The 25,706-nt window shown below is 55.7% G+C and carries 24 protein-coding genes; 11 read left to right on the forward strand and 13 right to left on the reverse strand.

All coding sequences use genetic code 11. From position 1 onward, the window contains the following. The 3 genes from ACN080_RS09570 to ACN080_RS09580 all read left to right on the forward strand — a co-directional run. Window positions 1-311 (forward strand): SufD family Fe-S cluster assembly protein (locus tag ACN080_RS09570; protein WP_419113643.1); only part of this gene is annotated, 311 nt, incomplete at its 5' end. 28 nt (window positions 312-339) lie between these two features. After that, on the forward strand, window positions 340-1,098 hold the full coding sequence (gene sufC, locus ACN080_RS09575; RefSeq protein WP_419099761.1) for a Fe-S cluster assembly ATPase SufC: 759 nt from the start codon (window positions 340-342) through the stop codon (window positions 1,096-1,098). A 32-nt stretch (window positions 1,099-1,130) separates the two neighbouring features. Next, the gene (locus ACN080_RS09580; RefSeq protein WP_419099760.1) at window positions 1,131-1,460 is read left to right on the forward strand and encodes a metal-sulfur cluster assembly factor; all 330 of its coding nucleotides are present in this window, start codon (window positions 1,131-1,133) and stop codon (window positions 1,458-1,460) included. 112 nt (window positions 1,461-1,572) lie between these two features. On the opposite strand, the gene ACN080_RS09585 is transcribed toward ACN080_RS09580, so the two are convergent. Together ACN080_RS09585 and ACN080_RS09590 are read right to left on the reverse strand one after the other, a co-directional pair. Beyond that, window positions 1,573-2,907, reverse strand: a complete 1,335-nt coding sequence (locus ACN080_RS09585; RefSeq protein WP_419110476.1) for an APC family permease — start codon at window positions 2,905-2,907, stop codon at window positions 1,573-1,575. Next, window positions 2,904-3,833 (reverse strand): carbon-nitrogen hydrolase family protein, encoded by a 930-nt coding sequence (locus tag ACN080_RS09590; RefSeq protein ID WP_419113644.1) that lies wholly within the window; start codon window positions 3,831-3,833, stop codon window positions 2,904-2,906. The genes ACN080_RS09585 and ACN080_RS09590 overlap by 4 nt, the downstream gene beginning before the upstream one ends. A gap of 351 nt (window positions 3,834-4,184) precedes the next feature. Between ACN080_RS09590 and ACN080_RS09595 the strand changes: the two genes are divergently transcribed. Further along, window positions 4,185-5,444 carry an FAD-dependent oxidoreductase gene (locus tag ACN080_RS09595; RefSeq protein WP_419113645.1) on the forward strand — a complete coding sequence of 420 codons (1,260 nt, stop codon included), beginning with the start codon at window positions 4,185-4,187 and terminating at the stop codon, window positions 5,442-5,444. Window positions 5,445-5,593: 149 nt separating this feature from the next. On the opposite strand, the gene ACN080_RS09600 is transcribed toward ACN080_RS09595, so the two are convergent. Next, window positions 5,594-6,118, reverse strand: coding sequence for a DUF664 domain-containing protein (locus tag ACN080_RS09600; protein ID WP_419099756.1), 525 nt, complete (start codon window positions 6,116-6,118; stop codon window positions 5,594-5,596). 26 nt (window positions 6,119-6,144) lie between these two features. On the opposite strand from ACN080_RS09600, the gene ACN080_RS09605 reads away from it, so the two are divergent. The 3 genes from ACN080_RS09605 to ACN080_RS09615 all read left to right on the forward strand — a co-directional run bounded on the left by ACN080_RS09605 (window position 6,145) and on the right by ACN080_RS09615 (window position 10,478). Continuing rightward, the gene (locus ACN080_RS09605; RefSeq protein WP_419113646.1) at window positions 6,145-7,083 is read left to right on the forward strand and encodes a ketopantoate reductase family protein; all 939 of its coding nucleotides are present in this window, start codon (window positions 6,145-6,147) and stop codon (window positions 7,081-7,083) included. 153 nt (window positions 7,084-7,236) lie between these two features. Then, window positions 7,237-8,439, forward strand: coding sequence for a GmrSD restriction endonuclease domain-containing protein (locus tag ACN080_RS09610; protein WP_419113647.1), 1,203 nt, complete (start codon window positions 7,237-7,239; stop codon window positions 8,437-8,439). A 116-nt stretch (window positions 8,440-8,555) separates the two neighbouring features. Then, window positions 8,556-10,478, forward strand: a complete 1,923-nt coding sequence (locus ACN080_RS09615) for a penicillin-binding transpeptidase domain-containing protein (protein ID WP_419113648.1) — start codon at window positions 8,556-8,558, stop codon at window positions 10,476-10,478. Window positions 10,479-10,595: 117 nt separating this feature from the next. Here ACN080_RS09615 and ACN080_RS09620 read toward each other — a convergent pair whose 3' ends face one another. From ACN080_RS09620 to ACN080_RS09645, 6 genes are all read right to left on the reverse strand, one after another. Next, complete coding sequence (locus ACN080_RS09620; protein WP_419113649.1) at window positions 10,596-12,530, reverse strand: ABC transporter ATP-binding protein; 1,935 nt, start codon at window positions 12,528-12,530, stop codon at window positions 10,596-10,598. Further along, the gene (locus ACN080_RS09625; protein WP_419113650.1) at window positions 12,527-14,281 is read right to left on the reverse strand and encodes an ABC transporter ATP-binding protein; all 1,755 of its coding nucleotides are present in this window, start codon (window positions 14,279-14,281) and stop codon (window positions 12,527-12,529) included. The genes ACN080_RS09620 and ACN080_RS09625 overlap by 4 nt, the downstream gene beginning before the upstream one ends. 137 nt (window positions 14,282-14,418) lie before the next feature. Further along, window positions 14,419-15,354 carry a neutral zinc metallopeptidase gene (locus ACN080_RS09630; RefSeq protein ID WP_419113651.1) on the reverse strand — a complete coding sequence of 312 codons (936 nt, stop codon included), beginning with the start codon at window positions 15,352-15,354 and terminating at the stop codon, window positions 14,419-14,421. 107 nt (window positions 15,355-15,461) lie between these two features. Then, window positions 15,462-16,079 carry an energy-coupling factor transporter transmembrane component T family protein gene (locus ACN080_RS09635; protein WP_419113652.1) on the reverse strand — a complete coding sequence of 206 codons (618 nt, stop codon included), beginning with the start codon at window positions 16,077-16,079 and terminating at the stop codon, window positions 15,462-15,464. Then, a complete protein-coding gene (locus tag ACN080_RS09640; RefSeq protein WP_419113653.1) occupies window positions 16,076-16,840 on the reverse strand; it encodes an energy-coupling factor ABC transporter ATP-binding protein in 765 nt (254 codons plus the stop codon). The genes ACN080_RS09635 and ACN080_RS09640 overlap by 4 nt, the downstream gene beginning before the upstream one ends. Window positions 16,841-16,912: 72 nt before the next feature. Continuing rightward, entirely contained in the window at window positions 16,913-17,506 is a 594-nt protein-coding gene (locus ACN080_RS09645; RefSeq protein ID WP_419113654.1) for a biotin transporter BioY, read from the reverse strand. Window positions 17,507-17,844: 338 nt separating this feature from the next. Here ACN080_RS09645 and ACN080_RS09650 point away from each other — a divergent pair, with 338 nt between their 5' ends. Then, window positions 17,845-19,395 carry an ABC-F family ATP-binding cassette domain-containing protein gene (locus tag ACN080_RS09650; protein WP_419113659.1) on the forward strand — a complete coding sequence of 517 codons (1,551 nt, stop codon included), beginning with the start codon at window positions 17,845-17,847 and terminating at the stop codon, window positions 19,393-19,395. A 579-nt stretch (window positions 19,396-19,974) separates the two neighbouring features. Here ACN080_RS09650 and ACN080_RS09655 read toward each other — a convergent pair. Further along, on the reverse strand, window positions 19,975-20,706 hold the full coding sequence (locus ACN080_RS09655) for a metal-dependent hydrolase (protein WP_419113655.1): 732 nt from the start codon (window positions 20,704-20,706) through the stop codon (window positions 19,975-19,977). 276 nt (window positions 20,707-20,982) lie between these two features. Here ACN080_RS09655 and ACN080_RS09660 point away from each other — a divergent pair, with 276 nt between their 5' ends. Together ACN080_RS09660 and ACN080_RS09665 are read left to right on the forward strand one after the other, a co-directional pair. Next, window positions 20,983-22,329, forward strand: a complete 1,347-nt coding sequence (locus ACN080_RS09660) for a uracil-xanthine permease family protein (RefSeq protein WP_419110457.1) — start codon at window positions 20,983-20,985, stop codon at window positions 22,327-22,329. Beyond that, the gene (locus tag ACN080_RS09665; RefSeq protein ID WP_419099744.1) at window positions 22,326-22,916 is read left to right on the forward strand and encodes a xanthine phosphoribosyltransferase; all 591 of its coding nucleotides are present in this window, start codon (window positions 22,326-22,328) and stop codon (window positions 22,914-22,916) included. Before ACN080_RS09660 ends, ACN080_RS09665 begins: the two co-directional genes overlap by 4 nt. Window positions 22,917-22,964: 48 nt before the next feature. Here ACN080_RS09665 and ACN080_RS09670 read toward each other — a convergent pair whose 3' ends face one another. The 3 genes from ACN080_RS09670 to ACN080_RS09680 all read right to left on the reverse strand — a co-directional run bounded on the left by ACN080_RS09670 (window position 22,965) and on the right by ACN080_RS09680 (window position 24,739). Further along, entirely contained in the window at window positions 22,965-23,927 is a 963-nt protein-coding gene (locus ACN080_RS09670) for an SURF1 family protein (RefSeq protein WP_419113656.1), read from the reverse strand. Window positions 23,928-23,999: 72 nt separating this feature from the next. Further along, window positions 24,000-24,248, reverse strand: coding sequence for an acetone carboxylase (locus ACN080_RS09675; protein WP_419113657.1), 249 nt, complete (start codon window positions 24,246-24,248; stop codon window positions 24,000-24,002). An 11-nt stretch (window positions 24,249-24,259) separates the two neighbouring features. Next, window positions 24,260-24,739 (reverse strand): DUF3099 domain-containing protein, encoded by a 480-nt coding sequence (locus tag ACN080_RS09680; protein ID WP_419113658.1) that lies wholly within the window; start codon window positions 24,737-24,739, stop codon window positions 24,260-24,262. 169 nt (window positions 24,740-24,908) lie between these two features. Here ACN080_RS09680 and fabG point away from each other — a divergent pair, with 169 nt between their 5' ends. Continuing rightward, on the forward strand, window positions 24,909-25,616 hold the full coding sequence (gene fabG / locus ACN080_RS09685) for a 3-oxoacyl-[acyl-carrier-protein] reductase (RefSeq protein ID WP_419110453.1): 708 nt from the start codon (window positions 24,909-24,911) through the stop codon (window positions 25,614-25,616). The last annotated feature ends 90 nt before the right edge of the window (window positions 25,617-25,706 follow it).

Consider the following 25,706-nt stretch of genomic DNA (forward strand, 5'->3'; position numbering starts at 1 on the left):
ACGCCGAAGGCACCGACACCTACGAGCTCAACCGAAACCTGATTCTGGAAGACGGCCCCCGCGCCGACTCTGTGCCCAACCTGGAAATCGAAACCGGCCTCATTGAGGGCGCCGGCCATGCTTCCACCACCGGCCAGCTCGATGAAGATCACCTCTGGTACCTGCAGGCTCGAGGTATCCCCGAAGATCAAGCCCGCCGCCTGGTCGTTCGTGGCTTCCTCAACGAGATTATCCAGCAGATCCGCATTGACGAGCTCGAAGAACAGCTCTTCGCGGCACTTGAAGCCGAACTCGCGCTATCCAATAACTAAAGCTTTACCTCTCTAGGAGAAACAACTCATGGCAACCCTTGAAATCAAGGACCTACACGTTTCAGTCATCCTCGATGACGACAACACCAAGCCCATCCTGAAGGGCGTCAACCTGACCATCAACTCTGGCGAAATCCACGCCATTATGGGACCCAACGGCTCAGGCAAGTCAACCCTGGCTTCCACTATCGCCGGTCACCCCAAATACCAGATCGATTCCGGTCAGATCCTGCTTGATGGCGAAGACGTCACTGAAATGTCGGTCGATGAGCGTGCACGCGCTGGCCTCTTCCTGGCTATGCAGTACCCCGTTGAAATCCCCGGTGTCACTATGAGCAACTTCCTACGCTCAGCTAAGACCGCTGTTGACGGCGAAGCACCTGCCCTGCGCACCTGGACCAAAGATGTTAAGGCAGCTATGGAGAACCTCTCCATTGATCCGGACTTCATTAGCCGTAACGTCAACGAAGGCTTCTCAGGTGGCGAAAAGAAGCGCCACGAGATTCTGCAACTGGAACTACTCAAGCCCAAGTTCGGCATCCTGGACGAAACCGACTCCGGCCTGGATGTTGATGCACTCAAGGTCGTCTCTGAGGGTGTTAACCGCGCTCACGCCGAGAACGATATGGGCGTCATGCTCATTACCCACTACACCCGAATCCTGCGCTACATCAAGCCGCAGTTCGTGCACGTTTTCGTAGATGGCAAGATGGTAGACCAGGGCGGCTCCGAACTGGCAGACCGCCTGGAAGAAGAAGGCTACGAGCGCTACCTAGCCGCTAAGTAAGCCCACCAAACCGCTTACGAAAGGTGACTGCAATGTCTGAGGCTCCCGCTGGTGCCCCCAGCCAAGAAGAGATTGAGGAAGCCCTCATGAACGTGATTGATCCCGAGCTAGGGATCAATATCGTAGATTTGGGCTTGCTGTACGGTATGCGCTGGAACGATGAAGGCGCCCTGGTGCTGGATATGACCCTAACCACCGCAGCCTGCCCGCTACAGGACGTCATCGAGGAACAGGTTGCTCAGAACCTGGAAACCATGATTGATGAGTGGCATGTTAACTGGGTCTGGATGCCCCCGTGGGGCCCAGAGCGCATTACCGAAGACGGCCGTGACCAGATGAGAGCCCTGGGCTTCAACATCTAAATTGTTGCCAGCAGCTGTGCTTCTTTTCTGAGCCAAAAGTCCCTTACCCCGCTGAGCGCGCGGGGTAAGGGACTTTTCCTCTAAGTAGCTCCATGTATCTTGGGTTAGTGGGCTATTCAGCTAAAAATTCCGGTGGGTTGTGGGTGAAGAAACGAGTCTTAACGGCTAGGAGCAAGAGCCCTAAGCCCAACCAGATAAGACCCAGCCTGATAGCGGCGCCGTCTAGCTGTAGCAACAGGTAGACGATAACCAGGGCGCCGATGGTAGGTGCCACCAGGTCTCGGACTAACCTGCCTTGGTGGCCTGCATTTTTCTTTGACTGCGCCCACAAAAGGATGAGGGAGATATTGACCATGGTGAAGGAGACAAAGGCACCGAAATTAATGAAAGAGGTAGAGGTAGTAAGGTCAAGGAAAACGGCTAGAGCGCCGACAAGGCCGATGGTGATGATGCTGTAGACGGGGGTCTGTGTGCGGCGGCTCAAAAAACCAAAGATTTTGGAGGGTAGCATTTTATCTCGCCCCATAGCGAAGAGCAGGCGACTACCTGCTGCCTGGGCTGCGATACCTGAAGTAAACTGAGCAATAATGAGCGCCGCAACGAAGATAGAGGCAAAGAGGTTGCCTCCTACGGTCTTGGCAATTTCAAACCCAGCAGAATCTACATTTTCGAAGATACCGCCGGGGTGCACCAGCTGGCCAAAGTATGAAACGACGATAAAGATTGCACCGCCAATTAGAGCAACAAAGAAGATAGCTCTGGGTACGGTTTTTTCAGCCTCATGTGTTTCTTCGGCTAGGGTCGTTACCGCGTCGAAGCCTAAGAAAGAATATGCTGCAATGGCGGCGCCTGCGGTGATGAGCGCAAAGTTTGAATTAGATCCACCCGTAAAAGGCGCCAGGCTTAAGAGGTTCTGCGATGCCCCTGCCAGGGTCAAGCAGGTGAGCACGACGAATATGACCAGCACCAGGATCTGGAAGGCCATGAGAATTAGATTGACCTTATCGGCTACTTTAATCCCAATGATATTCAGAGCTGTGGTAATGAGGACGAATAGGATAATCCACAGGGCGGTTGGGATATCTGGGAATTGGGCGTTGAGGTAGGCCCCGCCAATTAGCCAGATCACCATGGGCAGGAAAAGATAATCGAGGAGAGTGAGCCAACCGACCAAAAACCCTATGCGGTTGCCTAAGATCTTACGGACGTAGGTGTAGGCAGAGCCCGCTTCTGGGTAGATACCGGCTAACCTACTGTAACTGTTGGCAGTAAAGAGCATTGCTAGCAGAGCAATAAGGTATGCCCCTGAGCTAGCCCCTTGGGTAGTGGAGGCGATAACTCCAAAGATTCCGAGAACGATGAGCGGGGTAAGGTAGGCCAGACCAAAAATTACTAGGGAGGGTAATTTGAGGGTTTGAGGTAGCCGTGCTTGGCTATTTTCTGTCATGAGTGCGCTCCTTGTACGGAAGGTGCCCAGGTTGCAGGGTTAATTTGTCCGCTGTACATGGGTAGTGCGATGGGTGGGTCTTGGGCGGTGAACTGATGCCAGATACGGTTGGTTCCGCAGGTGCCTTCTTGCCTTACCCTGTCTAAAACCTCCTGCGAGTATTGGACAAGGAGCGTTTCCTCGCCACCTGCTGCCTGGGCTAGAATCTTTCCTTCTGGATCTACGGCGATACTACCGCCTCGCCCTAGCGGCTCAGCGCAATTGACGCTGAAGAAGTAGATCTGGTTACTGATAGCGTTTGCTTGTGCAAGGATGAGTTCTTGTTGACGGTCATCACTGGTTGTTTTGACTATGTTGATAATAGCCTGGGCCCCTAGCCAGCTTAGATGTCTGCTGTGCTCAGGGAACCAGGTGTCGTAGCAATTTGAGAGCCCTAGAGTCAGGCTGGATTGATCTTGTCCAGCTGCTACCGAGTCTGACACTTGGCTGGGGTGCATAATTGTGCTGGTAATAAACTCCCTGCCGTAGTCATGAGGTTCGTGGGGTCGCCAGGGGAACATCTTACGGTAGGCCGCCTGTAGGTGACCGCTGGGTGCTATGAGGAGCTCAGTGTTGTAGAGCTTTCCTTGGTGGCTTTCGTTGATACTGCCGGGAATCAACCAGATCTTGAACTCATGAGCCAGTTGCCCCAGTGCCCTGACCAGATCCCCGTCAAGGGGAGTGGCCCAGTTCAGCATGTGTTGTCGGTGTTCATCTGGTGGGTAGGCAAAGACATCTTGGAGGTGCATTTCGGGGTAGACCAACAAGTCAAGCTGGGGGTGCTTGTGGAGGGTTTCCCGAATGTCCTCTCGTAGGGCTTCAAGATTGTTGAGGCCTGGCAGGGGTTTGCGTTGGGCAAGTCCCAGATTCCACTCTGTTTTTGACATGTTGCACCTTATTTCTGATCTGGCTCTCGCAATAGCTAGACGGCTAGAAGTGTGTTTTCAAGCACTGTATTTGACCATACTGTACACTGCCAAAGGTGAACCAATCATCCATGCTCTATCAATATTTTTTCTCGGAGCAAATCAGCCTGGCCCAGGCACCTGCCCCATTCTTCCACCAGATGCAGAGCAATCCAGGGGCAGAAGAAGCGGGCTCCGTCCTTGAGCCTACCTGTGCTTAGTTGGCTCCAGTCGCTGGCTTCTAGGAGCCTCAGCCGGGTGACCGGAGCGGAGGTTAAGAGGAGTAAGATGGGCAGGGAAAATCCACAGAAAATCTATGAGGTAAGGAGCAGGATGGAAGAGTTAACCGTTGATGTGCTGGTACTTGGCTTTGGCAAGGCCGGCAAAACGATCGCCATGAAACGAGCTGCTGCTGGGGACAAGGTAGCGCTGGTGGAAGAAGACCCCGCAATGTACGGCGGTACCTGCATCAATATTGGTTGCGTACCGACCAAGTTCCTGCTGAACCAGTCTCACAAGCGCAGGGAGTTTAAGCCGGCACGAGATGACCGTAACAGCTTCATCGCCCGTCTTAGGGCCGCTAACCAGAAAATGGTGGAGGGCAAGGGCGTGCTCCTGCTCGACGGACCGGCCCGGTTCGTCGATTCTTCAACCGTGCAGGTGGGGGAACAGGTACAGGTCAGGGCATCCACTATCATCATTAACACCGGTGCTTCTTCTGGAGTTGAGGTGGGCGGACGACTGCACGACTCCACCAGCATCCAGCAGCTTGAGCATACACCGGCTGCCCTGGCTGTTATCGGCGGTGGACCGATTGGTCTTGAGTTTGCCACCATGTTCTCTGGCTTCGGTAGCAGGGTGACCATCTATAAGGGCGAAGGTGACTTTCTACCCGCCCTGGACAGGAACATTGCCCAGGCGGTGCGTGAGCACCTAGAAGCTCAGGGTATTGCCATTGTTGACCGGCGTATTTCGGCAGAGCAGGCCAATGAACAGCTGGGCGATGAGGTTATTCTGGTGGCCACAGGACGCCGTCCCTCAGTTGCCGGGCTTAACCTTGAGGCAGCCGGTGTCGACTACACCGAAAAGGGGATCAAAGTCGACCAGCACTGTCGCACCAGCGTAGAAGGAATTTACGCGGTCGGAGACGTCACAGGTGCACCCCAGTTCACTTACGCCTCCTATGATGATCACCGCATCGTGCTGTCTCACCGATGGGGCGATGGCTCCCGTACCCGCACCGGCCGCCTGCTACCGGCCACTACCTTCATTGACCCACCGCTCTCTACCGTAGGACTTACCGCCCAGGAAGCGGCCCGAGACTATGAGATTGAGGTGCGTGAATCTGCAATCGCTGACCTGGCGATTGTTCCCCGCCCCAAAATAATGGGCCAGCCCGAGGGTATCGCCCAGTTTGTAATAGACCGGACGACCAATCAGATTCTTGGCGCTACCCTCTGGTGCATTGACTCCCAAGAACTGATTAACACGGTAGCCCTGGCCATGACCCAGAAGATTCCTGCTGAAGCTCTAGGAGAGGGTATCTACACCCACCCCTCAACTTCTGAGCTTTTTAATGCGCTACTAGCCTAGCTGAGCACTCTAGGCAGCTCCCAAAAGGCTTGAAGAACCCAAGAAGGAAGTGGGGGTGCACTTTTGGGGTGCCTCCATGCTGACTGGTAGCTCTCAGACGGGGCAGAGCTTGCTTGATGGGGGGCGAGAAACGCAAGAATGCTGGTTTCTCAATCACCCACCGTCCCGTCAATGTTTTCTCGGAGCAAATCAGCGTGGCCCAGGTGCCTGCCCCATTCTTCCACCAGATGCAGGGCAACCCAGCGGTAGGAGAAGCGGGTGCCGTCCTTGAGTTTACCTGTGCTTAGTTGGTCCCAGTTGCTGGCTTCTAGGAGCCGGTGGGTTGCCTGCATAGAGTCTTGTAGGTGTGTGACACACTGAGGGGTTGGGAGTCTAATGTGCCAGTCAGCGTCTGGGTCAGTGTCCCAGTCCATTGATTGCCAGGGCTGGGGTAGGTTTTGGCCTAGGAGAACTTCTTGACGCCAGTAGTCTTCTACAAACCATAGGTGGGCGATCATACCTTTGAGGGTCATAGTGCTGGGTGGAAGAGCCTTGGAAAGCACTTCATCAGACAGTAGGTCCCCGTGCTCATTGTGTATCTTACGTATAAAAACTTGTTGCTGAAAGCTGAGGTAGCCCAGGACAAGCTCTTTTTCATTGCCGGTTAATGATGGTTCACGCAAAGGGGTTTTCATGGTGATTTAGAATACTATAGGTAAATATGAATATCATGATTTACGGTGCAGGAGCCATGGGGCTCTATTTCGCCGCAACCCTGGCGCAAGCCGGTCACGATATCCACCTGAAAGCACGAAGCCCCTGGCCTCTTGCTACGGGGAGCCAGCCAGAGATTACCGTCCAGCGGGCAGACGGTAGTCAGGAGTCGGTCAGCATTGCCAGCGTATTCACCGATGTGACTGAGCAGCTTGATGTTGATGCGGTGCTGATTGCTGCTAAGGCCTGGCAGGTGCCAGGAGCCCTTGAGGAGCTTGACGGTAAAATTCCCAGCTCGGCCCTGCTGTTGACGGTTCAAAACGGTATCACCGCTCCGGAACACTGCGCCCGCACTCTACCGAAAAACCCCACGCTTGCCTCAACCTGCGTGGTCATTGTGGAGCGCAAAAGCCCGCAGACCGTTCACCTACTGGGTCGAGAGGCGCAACTGACGGTGGGGGAGTTCCAGGCCGGAAATAGCTCCGATGGCCTGAGCCGTGTACAGGACATGTTTGAGAGGACACCGGTTGAAATCACTCCGACCAGCGATATTCACCGTGCCCTCTGGAAGAAGCTGGCACTGATTGCCTCCTACGGCGGTGTCGGCGCCGTATCGCAGCTGACGGTGGGCCAAACTCGCTCCCACGACTCAACCCGCAACCTCGTGCTCGAAGCTATCCAGGAAACCGCGAGAGTTGCTCGTGCACACGGCCTTACCTTCACCGAACAGGATGTGCAGGATACTTTTGCGATTTACACCGATGTTTTTGCTCCCGGCACTACATCGTCTATGCAACGCGACTTGGCCGAGGGGCGACCCTCCGAACTGGATGACCAGGTGGGGGAGATCGTCCGGCGCGCAGAAGCGAGCGGAGTAGATGCACCCGTGCAGAACTTCCTCTACCGGGTGCTGAGCGCCCGCGAAGAGATTGTACGATCCCGATAAGCATAAACTTCAGCTTTAGACCTGATGGTTACTGGGTAGTAATGTAATAAAAAAGAATAATTACTTTTCATCTCGTTCAATATATTAAAGTATTGTAGGCAACTTTATCTTGGTTGCCTTCGCACACACATATATCAACGAGAGACACCCCCCATGTCAAAAATGTATCAGGCTAAAAATTCCTGGGCTCAGGCATCTGCCGTTAAAAAGACCGGCCTCTCTTGCCTGGGTTGCTTAGGATGTGGCGGTATTGGTTTTGTTTTCCTCATCATTGTGGCGCTGATTGGCGCTATTGTTTCCCCTAGCAAAAATACAGATACATCCGCGGTTGCAAGCACTGCCAGCGTGAGCGCATCGGTATCGCCATCTGAATCTGCCTCACCGAGCTCCAGTGAAGAGGCTGTGGCCCTTGAAAAGGAAGTAGACGTTCAAGCTATCCCTGCTTCGGATACAAAGGTGGGGCCAACGGCCCAGGCCGCGCTTGACTTGCTCAACACCCTAGAGGTCAAAGGCCGCGCTGAGAAAACCGGGTATGACCGTGCCCTCTTTGGTCAGTCTTGGGCTGACACTGACCGCAACGGTTGCGATACCCGCAACGACATTCTTCGCCGCGATTTAACCGAGATTAAAGTTAAGCCAGGAACCAACGGCTGTAAGGTTTTGAGCGGAGTTCTCAAGGATCCCTATACCGGGAAAACAATTAGCTTTACTCAGGGTAAAGACAGCTCAAATGCTGTTCAAATTGACCACGTTGTTTCCCTTTCTGATTCCTGGCAAACCGGTGCTAAAGATTGGGACTCCGTCAAGCGCGAAAAGTTTGCAAATGATCCCGCTAACCTCCTTGCCGTAGACGGTCCCGCAAATGAGCAGAAGGGTGACTCCGATGCCGCCTCTTGGTTGCCAGCCAACAAGGACTACCGTTGCACCTACATCAGTAAGCAAATCGATATTAAAGCTAAGTACGGCTTGTGGGTAAAGCAGGCTGAAAAAGACGCGATGATTCAGGTGCTTGAGAAATGCGGTGCCAAAGCTACTCCTAAGCCTTCACCGACACCTTCAACCGAGGCCCCCGCCAAGAAAGAAGAATCTGCTCCGGTTCAGGAAGAATCTCCCGCTGTTAAAGAAGAGCCTGCACCTGTTGTTGAGGAACCTCAGCCTGCCCCCGCGGTGGAAGATCCTGCGCCTGCCCAGCCCGCGCCTCTCTACCAGCCACCGGCTGAACCTGCTCCTGCTGCGGTCTACTACAAGAACTGTAGTGCAGCCAAAGCAGCCGGTGCCGCCCCCATCTATGCAGGACAACCCGGCTACGGTTCGCACCTTGACCGTGATGGTGACGGCGTGGCCTGCGAGAAGTAACGGTTAAACATACGCGTCTCTGTAAAGTCGCTAGCTAGTGCCCCGCACCTTGTTAAGGTGCGGGGCTTTTGCTGTTATGAAGCGATAAATTGAGGCGTAGGTCATATAATCGCTGTATGACTGATTTCCCCCTGACTCGCCGCCACCTTTTCCTCGGCCTAGGTGCAACAGCCTTGGCCGCTTCCCTCGTATCCTGCTCAGCCAAAGACACGACCCAGGAACTAGCTGGGCAGCTCGCGGAGGCTCTGAGCAAAAAGGACATAGCCGAGATAGAGTTCTCCGCTGAGAGTGCCGTGTCACCCGCCGATGACTACAAGAAGATAGTGGCCTACATAGGGGAGTCCACCCCGACTGTCACCGTTGCCGGAATCGACAGTGCAGACAGTGGCAAGACCGTTCGGTTGGCCTGGTCGTGGGCTATTCCCGGTGCAGACCAAAAGTGGGAGTACGAGACCCAGGTAGCCCTGACCGAAACCGACAAGAAATGGTTACCGACCTGGGACCCGGCGCTGGTACACCCGAAACTGAAAGAATCGCAGGGGCTTTACGCTAAGACCGAAGAGGCAAAGCGCGGTGATATTTTGGGTGCCTCGGATAAGCTCCTAGTCACCCTACGCCCGGTGGTTATCGTGGGGCTGGATAAATCAGTCCTGACTACCGCCCAGGAACAGGAAACCTCTGCACGGGCACTCGCCAAGCTCCTTGAGATTGACGCCGATACCTATGTGCAGGCCGTCAAAAACGGCGGGGAACAGCAGTTCGTTGTTGCTATTACCCTGCGGCAGGAGGCCTTTGATGCCCTGGACGGTGCCCAGCTTGATGTAATTGCCGGTAGCCACACCGTTAGCACCACTAAGGAGCTTGCCCCCAGTGCCCAGTTCGCCCCGGATATCCTTGGTACGGTGGGGGAGATAACCGCTGAGGACATCGAAAAGTCCAACGGTGCGCTGAGTGCCGGTGATGTTACTGGCAAGGGCGGGCTCCAAGAGAAGTTCAACAGCCTGCTAGCCGGCTCTAACGGCTACAGTGTAAGCCTGATAAACCTCGATGAACAGGGCGTGCTCCTTGAAGGTGGAACCCCCGAAGAACTTACCAGCGTTGAACCTGTCTCCGGTTCTAACCTCACCACAACGCTTGATGCTGATTTACAACAAAAAGCTGTTGATCTGCTTAAAGACCAGACCTCGCCCAGCGCGCTGATAGCCCTGCGGGTCTCTACGGGGGAGGTGCTGGTAGCGGCTAACGGCGAAGCTTCCGAAGGTTATTCCACGGCTCTGCTGGCCCAGTACGCGCCGGGTTCCACCTTCAAGATTGCGACCTCACTGGCTCTGCTCCGCAAGGGTATGACCGCCCAGTCCACGGTGAACTGTAGCGAAACGGCCCAGGTGGAAGGGCGCGTCTTTAAGAATGCCACCGGCTATGACCCTGCCGCCCTGGGCAAGCAGCCTTTGACGGTAGCCATGGCCCATTCCTGCAATACGGCTTTTATCAATGAGCGCGATAAGGTGTCCCAGGCGGACCTGCAAAATGCGGCGCAGGGGCTGGGCCTTGGCATGGAGCTAAATCTGGGTGTTGCCACCTACATGGGTGCGGTGCCCGATACCGATGATGCGGTCACTCACGCCGCTTCTATGATTGGGCAGGGCCAAGTGACGGTTTCCCCGCTGACCATGGCTGTGATGACGGCTTCTGCTGCCAAGGGCGAGATTGTTAAGCCGGTACTGATTAAGGGCCAGAGCCTGGCGGAGGCTAAGCCTACCGGTTCGCAGGCTGTGACGACGGCTGAGAGCAAGGAACTGAGCACCCTCATGCGGGCCGTGGTTACGGAGGGCTACCTGCAAGACCTCAAGAACCTTACCCCCGATGATGCTATGGGCAAGACCGGCACCGCCGAGTTCGGCAACGACAACCCGCCCAAGACCCACTCATGGGTGGTAGCGGTCCACAAGGACATAGCGGTAGCAGTAGTCGTGGAGGACGGCGACCTGGGCGCGGTGACGGGCCAGCCGATTGTGTACGAGTTCTTGAAAATGCTTTAATTTATTTTAAAAATATGCGAAGAACCTTTTGTTCTTGTGCCTGCGCCCCAACCGGGCGGGAACCCTGAGAGCAGGCCCGAACGGTGCAGAACCAGCCACCAAGCACCCGCCCGGTCCCTAGTCTCCTTGACTGAACTGGGAGTTGTAGAGTTCAGCGTAGAAGCCACCTGCTGCCAGAAGCTCCTGGTGGGATCCGGACTCCACGATGTCGCCGTCGCGCATAGCGAAGATAAGGTCGGCGTCCCGGATGGTGGAGAGGCGGTGGGCAATTACAAAGGAGGTTTTACCCTCAGCCAGCTGGCCCAGGGCGCGGGCAATGAGCAGTTCGGTGCGGGTATCAACGGAACTGGTTGCTTCGTCCAGAATCAGTAGCGGCTTATCGGCAATCATGGCCCTGGCGATGGTGACTAGCTGTTTCTGGCCGGCTGAAAGCTGGGTCTGGTCGGTCAACACGGTGTCGTAGCCGGCGGGCAGCTGGGCTACTAGCTCATCCAGCCCCACAGCTGCAATGACCTCATCCAGCTTGTCCTGACTGACCTGCTCCAGGCCGTAGACCACGTTCTCCCGCAGGGTTCCCTCAAAAAGCCAGGTATCTTGTAGAACCATGGCGAAGAGCGAATCAACTTGCTCGCGGGTGAGCTGGTCGGTGGGTACACCGTCAATGCGGATCTGCCCGGAGTCCAGCTCGTAGAAGCGCATGAGCAGATTGACTAGGGTGGTTTTGCCGGCACCGGTGGGGCCAATAATTGCAACCTTCTGGCCGGCTGTGACCGATGCGGTAAAGCCGTGAATGATCTCCTTGCCGGGTTCGTAGCTAAAGCGGACCTGCTCAAAGTCCACGTTACCGCCTACCGGCTGATCCAGCTCGGTTGCCTTACTGCTTTCGTCCTCTAGTTCCTCTGCTTCAAGGAACTCAAAGACACGAGCACCGGCGGCTGCCGCAGACTGCAGAGCGGTAGCTGACTGGGCCAGTTGCCCCAGGGGGTTGGTGAAGAGCCGAACATAGACAATAAAGGCAACAATCACGCCAAAGGTAATCTGCCCCTGCAACACCAGCGCGGCACCCACCACGCAGACCACCACATAGCCCAGGTTACCGATAAAGCCCATGAGCGGGAACATTAGCCCCGAGAAGAACATGGACTTCCAGGCCACCTGGTAGAGGTCCTCGTTGCGGCGGGCGAACTCGGCACGGGCGGCACCCTCACCGTTATAGGCCCGAATGAGCGAGTGTCCTGAGAGGGTTTCCTCAATATGACCGTTGAGCTTACCCAAGAGCCGCTGCTGGGCCACAAAGTATTTCTGGCTGCGTGAGAGCACAAAACCGCTGGCAAACACACCGATCAGGGAAGCTGCAATAGCGGCCAGGGCCATACGCCAGTCGGTGTAGAACATCATGACCGCTGAACCAGCCAGAGTAACGACGCCGGTGACGGTAGTGGCCAGGGAGTTGTTGAGGGTCTGTTGGAGGGTATCGACGTCGTTGGTCACGCGCGAGAGGGTGTCACCGGTGGAGCCCTTATCCAGGTAGGCCAGGGGGAGCCGATCAATCTTGCGGTCAAGGTCAGAGCGCATGGTGCGGGAAACCCACACGGTCGAGCGGGCCATGACCAAACCCTCAACCAGGCTGAGCACCAGCGATGTCACCAGGAAGGCCACAGAAATCCAGGCCAGCTTCCAGACCTGGTCCATATTGACGGAGCCGGTAAAACCCTTTTGAATCTCATCGGTAATAGCGGAAAGGAACTGGGGAGAAATGATATTGAGAATAACGCCTAGCACCGCGGCTACCAGGGCAACCACCATGCGGGGGAGTACCGGGCGCAGATAACCCAGCAGCTTGCCCATGGTTTCTTTGAAAGGCGCGGTGCTCTGCCCCTGGACCCGGTGGCGGGGCGGGCCTCCGGGGCCGGGGTGACCGCCACGGCCACTGGGCTTTTCACTTTTGAGCTGTTGATCGCGTAGCTGGGCAGCCTGTGCTAGCCCCTGCTGCGCAGATTCAAGCAGATAAAGGTCACCGGTTGTTTGGCTATGTTCGGGGTTGGTGCTCATTGGGCAAGCTCCTCTTCGGTCAGCTGGGAGAGGGCAATATCCTGGTAGACCTCATTGGTTGCCAACAGTTCTTGGTGGGTTCCGCTTCCCACGACCCTGCCCTTATCGAGCACGATGATGCGGTCAGCATCGCGGACCGTACCGATACGCTGGGCCACAATCAGCAGGGTTGCCCCGCCAGAGGCCTCCTTGAGCCGGGTGCGGATATCTCGCTCGGTCTTGTAATCCAGGGCAGAAAAAGAATCATCAAAGATCATGATGTGCCCGCCGCGCGCGAAAGCCCGCGCTAGAGAGATACGCTGTTTCTGCCCGCCCGAGAAGTTCTTGCCGTTTTGAGCCACGGGGGCCGCAAAGCCTCCCTCCTTGGTAGAGACAAAACCGGTGGTGGCTGCGCGGTCAGCGGCGGCCACCAGGTCCTCGGCAGTGACAGGTTTTAGCCCCTGGCCAAAGGCAATGTTGGAGGCAATAGTGCCAGAAAACAGGGTATTTTTCTGGGCCACAAAAGCCACCCGGTCACGCAGGTCTTTCTGGTTCCAGTTACGCACATCAACCCCGTCCACCAGTACGGTGCCGGAACGCACGTCGGCAAAGCGGGGGATTAAGTTGACCAGAGTGGATTTTCCGGAGCCGGTAGAACCAATAATGGCCACGGTTTGGCCGGGATCAGCTGTGAAGCTGACCGAGTGCAGGGCATCACCGTCGGCACCGGGGTAGCGGAAGCTCACGTCCCGGAACTCCAAGCTGCCAGCGGGTGCGGTGCCGGTGCTGGCTCCGCCATCTTGGATACCTGCTTGGGTATGGAGAACCTGGCGGATACGCCGCCAGGATACCAGTGCCCTGGGGCCCAAGACAAAGACCATGGTCATCATCATGAAACTAGTAACCACCAGCAGGGCATAGGTGGAAAAGGCAATCATCTGCCCGAAAGTTCCCATACGTTGAGTCAGCTCACCGGTGGAGTTAATGAGGGAGGCACCCAGCACATAGATAGAGAGCGAGAGCGCGGTCATGATAGCTGTCAGCAGGGGCATAATGAAGGCCATGGTGGTGGAGATAAAGAGGGTGTTATCCCGTAGGTCTGTGTTGACGCTCTCAAAGCGGTTACGGTGAAAGTCGCCGGTGATGTAGGCACGAATCACGCGCAGGCCGGTCAGATGCTCACGAGTTACCCGGTTGAGCTGGTCAGTGATCTTCTGCATGCGAATCATACGGGGAATGGCCAAGGACATAGCGGTAGCTAGCACCAGAATGGTCAATAAAACTGCGATGCCGGTGGGAACCGTCCATGTCCAGGACTGGCTGGCAATTTTTGAGCTTGCCCAAAAGGCCATAATGGGTGCTTTGATACTGACCTGCAGGCCCATAACCATGAAGATTTGTACCTGAGTGACATCGTTGGTAATTCGGGTGATGAGTGAATCTGTACCCAAGGTGTTGACCTCGGCGCTGGATAGCTCAAAGGTTTTATCGTAGACAGCGGCTCTGAGGCGACGAGCCAGGGTAGTACCAATAATCGCGGTACAAAAACCTGTAAGAATGGCACAGACCATGCTGGCTAATGCTGCGGCCAGCATCAGGGCACCATCCGGTGCAATGTCGGACAGGGAACTAGTTGGCTGAGAAATGGTGCGGGTAATCTGCTCCATGTACTGGGGTATGCGCAGGTCTAGGTAGACCTGGCTCAGGATAGTCAAGAGAGCAAGGAGGGCTAGTGCCCATTCTCTTCGGTGGATAAAATGATAAATTTTCATGTTTTGCCTGGGTGGTATCTTAAAAAAGAAAAGCACCGCTGCGGACGGCACCGGTGCTTTCCAATTATGAACTACTGCCTGACTTTTGGCTAGGTCAGCTCTTGCTTCTCATCGCTCAGCGTAGCGAACTTTCTTGACTAGGCCTTAGGGTTGTTGAGATCAGAGGCTTGGAAGGTGTTGCAACGGTTCATATCAGCTGTCTTGTAACCGGTCATGAACCAGGCTGTACGCTGGGCACTGGTGCCGTGGGTGTAGGTAGATGAATCGGTGTGGCCCTGGCTTGTCATCTGTATGTGATCATCTCCGATAACCTCGGTTGCGTTGATGATTCTCTCTAAGTCATCGGAGCTAAAGGGCTTGATCTGAACGGGTGAGCTGGTGTCCTCTTGGGCGCCCCTGGCCCAGACACCTGCGTAGCAGTCAGCCTGCAGCTCAACGCGCACCGCCCCGGAGTCTGCACCCTGGGGGTCATACTGGGAGTATTTGAGGTTACCGAGTAGGTTCTGAATATGGTGGCCGTATTCGTGGGCCAGTACATACTGTTCGGCACTCTGGCCGCCGGTTGCCCCTAGCTGGGTTTTCATGGTGTCAAAGAAGCCAGTTTGGACGTAGGCAACCTGGTCGGCGGGGCAGTAGAAGGGGCCTACTGCCTGGCTGGCAGAACCGCAACCGGTACTGACGGTCTCTTGTTTGAAGAGGTCAAGTTTTGGTGCAGTGTAGGCTATACCTGCTTGGTCGGGCAGAGCTGTCTGCCAGAAGTAGTCTAGCGAGTTGGCGGTTGCCACCATGTTGCAGTCGGTGTAGGTATTGGCATCTTCACCGGTCTTGCAATGGGCAAACTTTTCTCCTGAATCACCTTCAACCTGCTGGTAGTTGAAGCCACCACCGCCGGTGACCTGGTTGAGCACGTTAATGCCGTCCTGGCCAAAAATTATTCCAACAGCAAGTACCAGCACGATACCGCCTAAGCCACCACCGATTTTGAGTCCGGAGCCACCGCCTGAGCTGCCGGAACTACCTGAGCTACGTACCCGGTCGGTGTTCAGCCGGGAGTTTTCTTTAAAAGCCATCATGGATACAGCATAAGCTGTGAACTTCCCCTGAAGACCATTTCTGCACCCCGGCGGTTTGCCTTGTCCTGCTTACACCCCGGTAAGTGTTATACCGGCAGACAGAACAATTAGCGAGAATCTAGCCCGCGGGCGGCGAGCGCGTCACCTGTGTCCTGGGCGTAGGAGACGGTGGAGATGACCAGTGGAATGAAGAGACGAAAGCGCGAGACTTTTAGGCCGCGAGCGGTGACTGATTCTTGAAGGAAGGACCAGGTATCGATGATCGTTGGAATGGAGCGAATCATCAGCGCCAGGGCCAGGCCGATGCCTTGTGGGGAGATACCAAGGTGACGGAGGGGTGAGCAGAGCCAGATGAAGCCGTCAATGATGACCGGTAGGGGAGTCGACCAGAGCAGAACCTTGGCGGCAAAGAGCAGGCTGAGTAGACCTAGCAGGGTGTCTGCCCCTCGGGCCAGGCTGCCGGTGTACCAGTAGTAGAGCAGGAGGAAGCCCAGAAGCCAGGCGAGTGATCCTAGTGCCTGCACCCAGGTTATAACTGGTATCTGGGCGAGGGTGCCTAGAGCTATGACGATCACAAGCACAGCCGCCGCGATGCTCCACTGGCTGGTGAGCGTGAGTAGGGCGGTGAGTGTGAGCAGGGAAAGAGCCTTGACGCTCAGCGGTGTTCTGTGGATCGGTGTTTCTAAGGGCTGGTAGGTTCCAAAGAGGTGGTGGGCGGCGTTCACGGGTGGTTCTCTTCAGGGCTTTCTGCAGTGGGCTCTGAATCTACAGCAGGAAAGCCCTCGGCGCACCAGCGCCGGTAGTCAGATAGGATGCTGGCCGTAGGTCCCTGGGCTAGTAGCCTGCCTTCGTGGATTACCAGTGCTTCGGTGCAGGTGGCCGCTAATTCAAGGTCGTGGGTAGAAATCAGGAGTTGCTGAGGCAGGGTGTCTAGTAGCTCAATGAGCTTTAGCCTGTTCCTGAGGTCTAGCAGGGTGGTTGGTTCATCGAGCAGGAGCACGCTTGGCTCTACTGCCAGAACCGCCGAAAGTGCGGTGAGCTGTTTCTCCCCACCGGAGAGGTTGTAGATCGGGTCAAAAGCCCGCTGTTCAACTCCCTGGTGGGCCAGTTGTGTCAGTGCCTTCTCCCGCCGCTCCTTGCGGTCTTTAATGTGCTGAAAGGACAGCTCAACATCTTCAACGCCGGTGGGCATCACCAACTGGGCCCCCGGGTCAGAGAAAAGCATACCCACGTGCGAGCGAACGTGGTTGAGATTTTCGTAGACGCTCAGCCCGTGAACGGTTACTTTCCCGCTACTGAGGGGAGCAAGCCCGTTGAAGAGCCTCAGAAAAGTTGATTTGCCCGAACCGTTGAGCCCAAGGACGGCGGTCCTGTTAGCAGTGAGGGTGACTGTGACATCGTGCAGGAGGGTGCGTTGGCCCGTGCCTGTGGGGGCGGTGACGGTTGCTTGCCAGGTGCTCAGAACGTTCGGCTCAGAAAATACCACTGGGCCTGACTCTCTGGGGGAGCTTCTTCGGGAAGATCGGGAGAAAATCACGGTGTATATAGTACCCAAGCCTTAGCGGCCTGAGCCTGCTAGCGCGGGGAAGGCACGGTGCACCGAGAGGGCAATGGCTACGGCTACAGTGCATTTGATGAGGTCGCCGGGAACGTAAATCATGGCAGCTGCAAGGGCGGTGCCCAGGTCCAGGTGGGCATTGACCATCATGCCTGCTACACCGAAGACTTGAATAACTGCGAAGCCCGCTAATGCGGAGACTGCTAGGCCCAGAGCAGTAACCGCTTTTGAGCGGCTAGGCCCCAAGAAGCGGTAGGCCAGAAAGCCTGCTATAAAAGCGCCGGGAACAAAACCGAGAAGATAACCGAAGGAGGGGGAAGCTAGCACACCGAAGCCACCGCTACCACCGGCAAATACGGGCAGGCCCAGCAGGCCCGCTAGCAGGTAGAGAGCTACCGAAAGACCGGCACGCCTAGCACCCAAGATGAGGGCAACGGTGTAGACCGCCAGGGTTTGTAGGGTAATGGGCACGGCAACCGGTCCGACCGGAATAGCGGGTAGAAGCGAGCAGGCGGCAATAAAGGCGGCAAAGATAGCTATGAGAGCGAGGTTGCGGCCCGGTTGAGCGGCGGTGGTATGGGGTGAAGTCATCATGTCCTCACTATAGGGGAGGCTGAACACCCATTTAAAAATGGAGACTGCACTATCTCATATAGGAAAACCTCACCGAGAAATGCGGAATGCAGAGCGGATACCAGGAAGAAGCCGAGTTAGTGGATCCTGCGGGTATCTTAAACCCAAAAAATCTCTTATTCCGCGCATGAGCTAGATCCTCCAAGTATCGAGTCTTCTGGCTGTAGAATGGTTAGCTGGCATTCAGGGAGCTATCGTTGCCTTTCCTGCGCCTCTCTTTTCACCGTCATACCCCTAGGGAGTTTTACCCCGTGCTATCTGTTTCTAACCTTGAACTGCGAGCAGGTGCCCGCCTGCTCATGGACGATGTTAACTTCCGTATTGATAAGGGTGACAAGGTTGGGCTGGTTGGCCGTAACGGTGCGGGTAAAACCACTATGACCAAGGTACTGGCCGGGCTGACTCTGCCTGCTGACGGTACCGTTAGCAGGGGTGGGACTATCGGCTATCTGCCTCAGGACCCCAAGGTCGATGATATGACTCAGCTCGCTAAGGACCGTATCTTCTCCGCTCGCGGGCTGGACCGTGTTGCCCGTAAGATGCGTCAGGCCCAGGAGATGATGGCCAGCGAAGACCCCGCTGAGCATGCCAAAGGCATGCGCCGCTACGACCGGCTTGAGGCAGAATTTATTGCCGGCGGCGGGTATGCTGCCGAGTCTGAGGCTGCAACCATCACTGCTAACCTTGACCTGCCAGAGCGTGTGCTTAACCAGCCGCTTTCCACCCTCTCCGGCGGTCAACGCCGCCGCGTGGAGCTAGCCCGTATTCTCTTCGCTAACGCCGACACCATGTTGCTCGATGAGCCCACCAACCACCTGGACGCCGATTCTGTGGTCTGGTTGCGTGACTTCCTCAAGAACTACCAGGGCGGGATCCTGGTCATTAGCCACGATGTTGAGCTCATGGAGCTTGTCGTCAACAAGGTTTTTTACCTGGATGCTAACCGCTGTGTCATTGATATCTACAATATGGGCTGGAAGAACTATCTGCTGCAGCGGGAACAAGATGAGGCCCGCCGTAAGCGCGAGCGCGCCAATGCACAGAAGAAGGCTGGCGCTCTCATGGAGCAGGCTAACAAAATGCGCGCTAAGGCAACCAAGGCGGTTGCGGCCCAGCAGATGATTAAGCGTGCCGAAAAGCTCATGCGCGGCCTGGAAGATGAGCGTCGTGTCGATAAGGTTGCCGCTATCCGCTTCCCGGACCCTGCTCCCTGCGGCAAGACCCCGCTTTCCGCCGAGGGCCTTTCCAAGAGCTATGGTTCGCTTGAGATTTTCACCGACGTGGATCTGGCGATTGACCGTGGTTCCCGTGTGGTGGTGCTGGGCTTTAACGGTGCCGGTAAGACAACGCTTTTGCGTATGCTGGCTCAGGCCACCCAGCCTGACACCGGTGAAGTCATTTATGGTCACGGCGCTAAGGTCGGCTATTTTGCTCAGGAACACGAAATCCTGGACGGTGAGCGCACTGTTTTTGAGAATATGAAGTCTGCGGCCCCTGATTTGGACGATACTAAGGTCCGCACCATTCTGGGGTCTTTCCTCTTCTCGGGCGACGATGTCGATAAGCCCGCCGGTGTGCTCTCGGGTGGGGAGAAAACCCGCCTGTCTTTGGCGACCTTGGTTGCATCGTCAGCTAATGTGCTTTTGCTCGATGAGCCTACCAACAACCTTGACCCCGCATCGCGTGAGGAAATCCTGAACGCCTTGAAGAATTACCAGGGGGCAATTGTCATGGTTTCTCACGATGAGGGTGCGGTTGAGGCGCTGGACCCAGAACGTGTACTGCTGCTACCTGATGCGGTAGAGGATCTGTGGAGCAAGGAATACCAGGATCTGATCTCACTGGCATAAGGGGTGCAATCACCGGTTAGGTTCTGTGGCCTTACGCGGGGAACTATAAATGGTCCCTACCAATTTGCCTGTGTGTCTCTTTCTTACGAGTCTTAGTCGTTATGCAGGTCACGTGGCATGGGATCAATAATGTGTGATTGTTGGGTTTGGGGCCAAAAAACCAAATATCACGAAACGGTAACGTCATCTCTTGCCTAGTAAGCCCCAGAGCAATGAGCGTAGAGTAAATACCAGCCCTCGAGGCTAATAACCCCGAGTGCTTATCAAGAAAAACCACCCCGCCGATGTGGTGGAACCACCGGCTAACGCAGGCGTTAGCTAAGAACCTTGAAAGGAAGATTCTATGCTCGAATCACACGACGTACGTTACCCTGAAATCGCCGAAGAGGGCACCGAGGTAGACGTTTTTTGGACTGAAGACTAGGTCAATCACCGCACGTCGTCTTTTGTTTTGCTTCAGTACATTCCATGTGTGCTTCTAGGCTCATAGGTAATTTGCGTGAAGGGGGCCGGAGTTCTTACTCCGGCCCCCTTTCTTTGCCTCTGTCATGGGCTAGCATCTGAGGGCACGCCCGGTACCTACCTATCAGAGATGAATTGGCTGATGAGCTCGCCAGGGGGCAAATGGGTGATGCCCAGGATCGTCAGCGCATAAAGCCCGACATAAGAGGCCAACAGTCCTGAGAAAATATTCTCACGGTTACTGCCAGCATCCCCTAGCACAGGTAGCGCCATATACCCGCTCCTGCGCCACAGAGGGCTGGGAACCAGAGGCTTAAGTGTTGCAGGCCAGAAGGGGTTTACTCCGCGGGTGGTAAGTGCATCACCCACAATATGGGCTGTGGCCCCGGCCAAGATTGCCCAGGGCATCGTAGCAAAAGAATTGGTGTAGATAGTACCCGCCATGACCACCAGCGCACCAGCCCAACCCCCAGGCGCTCTAAAGGTGCGCAGAGCAAGCCCACCCGCAAAGCCAGCCAGCGCCAAAGCGAGGAGTGGTACCCCTGCGTAGGTTAAGCGGTTGGCGCTAAGAGCTAGCACCCAAAAGAAAGCCAGGCCTATCAGAGAATGGGTGCCTTTGCGATGGCCGCCTGAGATTTTGGCAACCAGCCGTACAACCCACCGGCTGACAGGGGGTATGGAATGTGCAATTGACCCGTTGTGGTGATCGATATCGGGTAGCATGCCTGCACCAGCGGCAGCCAAAGTGGTAACGGCGAGCGTGGCGGGATCATCAATTCTGATAATCCCGGATTCATTCAGAGCAAGCCAGGCTGCTGCTGCGCTGATTGAGTGTGAATACCCCATCATGGCGGGCTGAACCTCCTCATGAAAAGCAAAACACCACCCTAGCACATATTCGAAAGTATGTTCTAATAGGATCGGAGGGGCGGCCAAGATCCTCCTTGGGCGGTTATGCACTAGAGTTTCTCGCCTAAGCAGGCAGAGAGGACAAGCCGAAAAGACCTGACATAAACCTTGTCAGTTTGCCCGGTAGAGGAGTTCGACCGGTAGGATTAACCCTGTCCTCCACCGCCTGGTAGCTCAAGGCGATTTTTCTGTTAACTTCACATCGAAAGTCCTCCGTTGAACCAACATACCCAAGGGTCGGCCCACACGGCCCCTGCTGAAACTTCAACCGACATGCTCTACCAGCTAGACGACGTCCCGCCCCTGGGCGTCTCGATTTTACTGGCCCTGCAACATATTCTGGCCGCTTTTGCCGGTATTATCGCTGTACCCCTCGTTGTCTGCACAGCCTTGAATTTCTCCCTTGCACAAACCTCATTGATGGTTTCTGCCTCGATTTTTGTGGCAGGTATCGCCACTTTTATCCAGTCCAAGGGCATCGGGCCCGTGGGTGCTCGCGTCCCCGGCATGATGGGCACCGACTTCACCTTCGTTAACCCCACCATAGCGGTGGGTAGCCAGTTCGGCATGGCTGGTATTGTGGCGGCGACCCTTTCTGCTTCGCTGGTTGAGGTTATCCTCAGCCGCTTCATCAAGCCACTGATGCGGTTCTTCCCGCCACTGATAACCGGTACCGTGGTTGCCCTGATCGGTATCACTCTGCTCCCTGTCAGCATGGACTGGGCGGCAGGTGGTGTGGGCTCCGAGGATTACGGCTCGCTCCAGAACCTCACTATCGCCTTCGGCGTTATGACCCTCACCCTGGCGATTGCTCATTTTGGTCGAGGCATCCTCCGCGCAGCTGCCGTCTTTATTGGCATGGTTGCAGGCTACCTAGTCTGTATCCCTCTGGGTCTGGTCGATCTCTCCGTTGTGGGGGATGCCCCCTGGTTCGCGCTGCCGAACATCTTTGCTTACGGCTTCCACTTTGACTGGGCCTCTACCCTGGCCTTTGTCCCCGCCTACATTGTGTCCACCATCGGTACCGTGGGTATCATGATGGCTATCGGTCAGGCTTCCGGCCGCACCTTGGAGAGCAAACGCGTATCGAACGGTGTTCTAGCGGACGGCGTTGGCTCAGCTATGGCCGGTATTTTCGGCGCAGGACCGAACACTTCTTTCTCCCAGAACGTCGGCCTGATTGCTCTGACCAAGGTGGCCTCCCGCCGTGTCATGATTATTGCCGGCCTGATTCTGGCTGTGCTGGGTGTCTTCCCCAAGCTCTCAGCCCTAATTTCTGTGATGCCTCAACCCGTCCTTGGTGGTGCTGGTGTTATCATGTTCGGTCTGGTTGCGGCTCAGGGGATTAAGACCCTAGCCTCCATTGAATTGGGGGACCGTGAGCTACTCATCGTTTCGGTGGCCTTTGCCCTAGGTATTGGCGTGACCGTACGCCCCGGTATGCTGGCAAACCTCCCCGGCGCCCTCCAGATGATTTTCTCCTCGGGTATCTCAACAGGTACGCTGGTTGCTCTGCTTCTAAACGTGGTTCTATTCGACCGTAAGAAAAAGGTGAGCGCATGAAACTCCTGGAAGAACGCATCCGCAGGGACGGAAGAATCCTGCCCGGAAATATCCTCAAAGTTGACCAGTTCATCAACCACCAGGTGGACCCCCAGCTCATGGTGGAAATGGGACGCGACTTCGCTGAGCACTTCAAGGACGCGGGGATTACGAGGGTTCTTACCCTTGAAGTATCTGGCATTTCAATGGCTATGACGGCCGCCCTACACCTGGGCGTTCCCATGGTTTTTGCCAAAAAGATTTCTTCAAAGACGCTGTCTACCGACACCTACAATTCCAAGGTCTTCTCCTACACCAAGAAGATCGAATACGACATCCGGGTGGACAAGCGCTTTGTCACCCCCGAAGACAGAATCCTGATCATCGATGACTTCCTGGCCAACGGACAGGCCCTCCACGGTCTGACCCACCTGTGTGAGCAGGGCGGTGCTACCGTAGCAGGTATCGGTATTGCGATTGAAAAGGTATTCCAGGGTGGCGGTAAAGATTTCCGCGACCGTGGCTACGATGTTTATTCTCTGGCCATGATTGACCACTTCACCGAAGACGGTGTCGTCTTCAGCCACGAACTAGAGTCAAGCTCCTAGAAACACTCGGGCCCCACACCATCACACGGTGCGGGGCCCGAACTGTAACTAGAGGAGCTTATCGACCAGTGCGTCCTCTTCTTCCTCATCAGTGGGGCGTGAGCGCTTCTTGGGAGGCTTTGGCCGCACAATGGACTTCATATGTGCAGGCATATCGTCCACAAACTCCATACGGCGGCGAATAATTTCTTCGTCTACCTCGCCAATATAGTTGCCCTCAGCGTCATAGAACTGGCTGTAGTAAGCATCGAGTTCAGCGGCAAGCTGGGCGTCAAGCTCATCATTGCGCACCTTTTGGCGGGCAGACCAGAAGAAAGCAACATAGAACATAAGAGCGAAGCAGTACCACTGCACAGAGTAGGACAGGTTAGGGCCGTAATCCTGCTCCGGCTTATCCCTCTGAACCGGTGCGCTTGCGGGAGCCGGGCTTTCGCTGGCCATGACACCATAGTTGGCGGTAGCAAGGTCTAAGCCTGTGAGCTCAGCGATTTCTGGTAAATCGATGGAGGTTATCTGCCCCTTGACCGGCGAGGCCCCCGTATCAATTTCGCCCTCAACAATTCGTGCGGTTAGGGTAATCTCACCGGTGGGAGGCTGGGGAATAGGGGTAGCGGTTGCCGCCGCATCACCAAAAGCCGCTTCGACCCATCCCCGGTTGATAACGATCATCTGACCGGTATTTGTGCGGAAGGGGACCAGAACCTCGTAGCCGTTCAGCCCGTTATAGGGCCTATTGCGAACCAGTAGCTGTTGATCGGCGAGATAGGTGCCAGCCATCTCAACCTGTTGCCACCGCAGATCAGGGTGCGGGGAAGAGAAAAGCTCGGGGGAGTCTGCAAGGAGTATCGGGTCAGCATCATAGTTGAGAGATATTCGCTCGTTACTGAAATCCAGAGCCTCTTTGCGGCTCATCTGCCACTGGGCCAGGTAGAGGCAAATTAGCGAAGCAACCACAGTGAGTGCAAAAATACCAATCCATTTACCAGAGAAAAGAAACCCGTATTTTTTCATCACGTACCTTGCTGAATATGCGCTAAAGAGAGAACCAAGAGCCTATTGTACGGACTCAGCTGGCAACACACCCTAGGAGAGCGGGCGGGTCTGCTTCCAAAAACCGCGTGCCACCAAAAAATCTTGCAGATAGGCCGTGTGCTCGGTACAGGCCGTCCAAGTCTTGCGCCGATCGGGTGTATGGACTTTGGGGTTATTCCACAGAATCTCAGAGGTAGCCGCCGCCTGGCACCCCTTACGTGAACACTTAATGAAATCCGGCTGAGGAAGAGCCGATGATCCACTGTGCTGTGCAGAAGTCAAATTACCGATTATATCCATGCTTACAGTCCTCACTGCCTGACGGAGGAAGAACCCCCGTCATTGTGCTCGTCCTCGACCAGCTCACCGTCAATAACAATAGGTCCATCGGTAGATACAGCTTCTTCCCCCGGTTGCCAATCATGCTCCGCCTGGTCCTGCCGGCTGATTCGCTCCTCCTGCGCCGCTGCAATAGCGGCCTGCTGCTCCGCCGGTAGGTAGGCTGTAAAACTTGACCCACCCTGCTGATGCTCGCCATTTGCCACCACAACCGCTAGCCAAGGGATAATTGCTGCCCCAGCTAAGAAAATCCACTGCCAGACCCCCTCAACCATCACAGCCGCAATGATAAAGATAATGCGTAAAAACATCTTGAAGGCATAGCTTTTGGCGCGTGCACTCACACCTGTCGACTGGCGTTCTGCCGCACCAGTAATCTCAAATACCTCAGAATCACCAGAAGCGTAACCGGCCGCTTTCAAGTCCTCCGCAGTCCAATATTTAGCAGCCATATTTTCACCTCCCGGGCGCAGTTAAAGCTACTTCCACTAGTGTAACCCCAGTCAAACTAACAGAACCCGGCATACTAAATAACACGCGTTTACCCGGTAAACCTGCCCCTGCCCACGCCAAACGCGTAAAATAGGGGCAGAAAAACAACCCCCACCCCAAGGGAAACCCATGAGCAAACAAACCGTACTCATCACCGGTGGCAACCGAGGCATCGGCTACGCCATGGCCCAAGCCTTCAAACAGGCCGGCTACCAGGTAGCTGTCACCTACCGCTCCGGTCAAGCCCCCACCGAGTTCTTCGCCGTCAAAGCCGATGTCACCGACGCCGCCTCCATCGACGCCGCATTCAGCGCCGTAGAAGCCGAATTCGGTCCCATCGGAGTCCTTATCGCTAACGCAGGCATCACCAAAGATACCCTACTCATGCGCATGAGCGAAGAGGACTTCACCTCAGTCATCGACACCAACCTCACCGGTGCCTTCCGCGTCGCCCAGCGCGCCACCAAGGGCCTGCTCAAAAACAAGCGCGGCCGCATCATCTTTATCTCCTCGGTCGTAGGCCTCTACGGCAACCCCGGTCAGGTCAACTACTCAGCCTCAAAAGCCGGCCTGGTCGGCATGGCCCGATCCATCACCCGTGAACTAGGCTCCCGCAACATCACTGCCAACGTGATTGCACCCGGCTTCATCCAAACCGACATGACCGATGCACTCTCCGACGAGATCAAGAAGCAGTACACCGACTCAATCCCCGCCCGCCGCTTCGCCACACCACAGGAAATTGCTGACGTGGCTCTCTTCCTGGCATCAGATGCCGCAAGCTACATCAGCGGGGCCGTGATTCCCGTTGACGGCGGTTTAGGCATGGGGCATTAGGGTGTTAACGGGAATCACATTCCGTTTGCTCTTGTGTGCTCGCTTGCTCGCACCCGCTGCACTCCATCCCGTTGACGGCGGTTTAGGCAT

The organism is Rothia sp. CCM 9416, assembly GCF_048513535.1.
Lineage (GTDB): Bacteria > Actinomycetota > Actinomycetes > Actinomycetales > Micrococcaceae > Rothia.